3 protein-coding genes are annotated in these 2,567 nt (G+C 39.0%); 2 read left to right on the top strand and 1 reads right to left on the bottom strand.

Features of this window, described 5'->3' with window-relative positions; genetic code table 11:
* On the bottom strand, nucleotides 1–914 hold a 914-nt coding region (gene mqnF, locus ACXJIE_RS00465; protein ID WP_456479017.1), incomplete at its 3' end, for an aminofutalosine deaminase family hydrolase.
* A gap of 74 nt (nucleotides 915–988) precedes the next feature.
* Between mqnF and aroQ the strand changes: the two genes are divergently transcribed.
* A complete protein-coding gene (gene aroQ, locus ACXJIE_RS00460) occupies nucleotides 989–1,480 on the top strand; it encodes a type II 3-dehydroquinate dehydratase (RefSeq protein WP_456479016.1) in 492 nt (163 codons plus the stop codon).
* Nucleotides 1,481–1,510: 30 nt separating this feature from the next.
* The gene (locus ACXJIE_RS00455) at nucleotides 1,511–2,527 is read left to right on the top strand and encodes a M24 family metallopeptidase (protein ID WP_456479015.1); all 1,017 of its coding nucleotides are present in this window, start codon (nucleotides 1,511–1,513) and stop codon (nucleotides 2,525–2,527) included.
* Nucleotides 2,528–2,567 lie beyond the last annotated feature (40 nt).

Here is a 2,567-nt window from a genome sequence, read left to right as displayed (position 1 = left end):
GCCACATTATACGGAATTGAAAAATTTTTAACGCTTTCAAGATTTAAAAGTCCGACGTTTAAAAGTCTGTTTGATATCGGACAGTGGGATATTTTACCTCCTATTTCGCTGATTTTCTGCATTTCTTCCGCGCTTGCGTGTACACAGTGGACGAAAGTGGTGTTGGTTCCTTCGAACATTTCAATAAATTCGAGCGGTTTTATAAAAGGTTTGGCGTTTTTAAAATGTTTTTCGAAAAAGATTTTAAATTCCCCTTCCCCGTTTTCAAGCCATTTTCTTTCGGCTTTGCTTTCCATAAAGTGTGTCTGGACGGGAAGGTTTTGTGTTTTTGCGATTGAGGTTATTTTTTTTGTTAAAACCGGATGTACTGAATAAGCCGAATGTACCGAAAGGGCGATTTTGAATTTTTCGTTTTCTATTTTTCCCGATTCTTCGAGCCTTGCTAAAAAATCCTGGTATATCATATCCACAGCCGCAGGGTTGGAGCCTATTATTTCGTTAAAATATACGACTTTAAGAGGGGAGTGTTTGAGGTATTTGAGATCCTCTCCGGTGGAGCTTATCTGTCCGAATGCGCATATTCCGCTTTTTTTCATTTCTTTAACGGCGGACTTGTAACATTCTCCTTTGCAACTGAAGAAAAGATCCTCCCTGTGTTCGAGAACCGAATTAAGCCATCCCATAAAATCGCCGTATTCTAAGTGAGTGTAATTCGAGCTGAATTCAAGATGCGTGTGGGTGTTTATAAGCGCCGGCATTATAACTGAATTTTTACCGAGGTAAATCGAGGGGATGTCAGTTTTGATATCCCTGCCGATTTCAAGTATTTTATTGTCAAAAAGAATTTCGCCGTTTTTTATAATTTCATATTTTTCGTTTAACGTCAGTATATAATCGGCTTTAAGTTTTATCAAAATCCGTCCTTTTTGAAATTTGTAGCAAAACTTGTGCCAAAATATAGTAAAATAACATAAAAAAAGGAGATTTTATGAAAATAAAAGTAATTCACGGGCCGAATCTGAATATGTTGGGAATCAGGGAGGTAAATCTCTACGGTCCTATGAAACTTGAGGATATAAACAAAAATATGGAAACGTTTGCCAAACAGAACGGTTTTGAAATAGAGTTTTACCAGTCCAACCACGAAGGGGATATCGTAGATGCGATTCAGGAGAGTATAAACGAAAATGTAAACGGAATAATTATAAACCCTGCGGCTCTTACACATTATTCGGTGGCCGTAAGGGATGCCCTTAAAGCCGTAAACCTTCCGGCAATCGAAGTACATATGACCAATATTGCCGCAAGGGAGGAGTTCAGACAGAAATCGATGATTTCAGATATAGTGGCGGGAACCGTTACGGGATTCGGACCTTTTAGTTACCATCTCGGACTCATCGCCATGATTCAGATATTAAATGAAATTAAAATGGCAAAAGAGGCGCAGGCCAAAGCCCAGGCGCAGGCGGCTAAGCAATAAGCCGTTTTTTTATTTTTTTGAGGGCGGAATATGGATTATATATTAAACGGGGAGAACGAAATATATTATGAATGTTCATGGAGCAGCGATAACGCGCTTTTTTTAAAACTCGGCGATTACAGGTATGTTATAACGGACGGAAGGTATGTCCTTGAGGCGAAAGAACAGGCCGGCGCCGAGGTAATTGAAGCCAGGGATTTGATAAAAAAAGCCAAAGAGCTCATACTCAGGCACAGAATAAAAAAACTCGTGCTTGATCCAATGAACTGGGATATCGATTCTTACAGGCGGCTTTCGAAAGTGACCGTTATAAAAGAAGAGAAAAATTTTTCACATAAAAAAAGAATGATAAAAACGGAAAAAGAACTCGAGATAATAAAAAAAGCGGCGAAAAAAGGGGCGGAGGCTTTTAAAAAGTTTTCCGGGACGATTGAATGCGAAACGGACGAGTACGAGCTCAGTTACAGGTTTAAAGAGTGTCTGAGCAAGAGGGGCAGGAGGGAATTGAGTTTCGAGCCCATTGTCGCTATTAATGAAAACGCCGCAAAGCCGCATGCGAGGGTGAGCTCTAAAAAACTTAAAAAGCATGATCTTCTGTTGCTGGATGCGGGAATCAAATACAAAAGGTACTGTTCGGACAGAACCAGAACGGTGTATATCGGCAGCGACATTTCTATGAGCAAGCGTCAGAAATTCAAAAATAAAAAAATCCAAAAAGTATATGACATCGTTTTAAAAGCCCAGATTGAAGCGATTAAAAGAATAAAAATAGGAACGGAAATATGCGAACTTGACAAAGTTGCAAGAAATATTATAGAAAAAGAAGGATACGGAAAATATTTCGTTCATTCTTTAGGTCACGGGGTGGGTCTTGACATTCACGAATGGCCTTATATAAACTCAAAAAACGGAATGAAAATAAAAGAGGGAATGGTGTTTACGATTGAACCGGGGATTTACATTCCCGGTGAATTCGGCATCAGGATAGAAGATATGGTGATGATAACACATGACGGTAAAATAAAAGTTTTAAGCGAGGAGATATGAGTATAGGAAAAATAAGAAGTGTGCTTTATAAAACGGCTAA

This window comes from Nautilia sp. (genome assembly GCF_053994455.1).
Note: the sequence above shows the minus strand (reverse complement) of the source record. Positions and strands in the feature narration are given on the sequence as shown.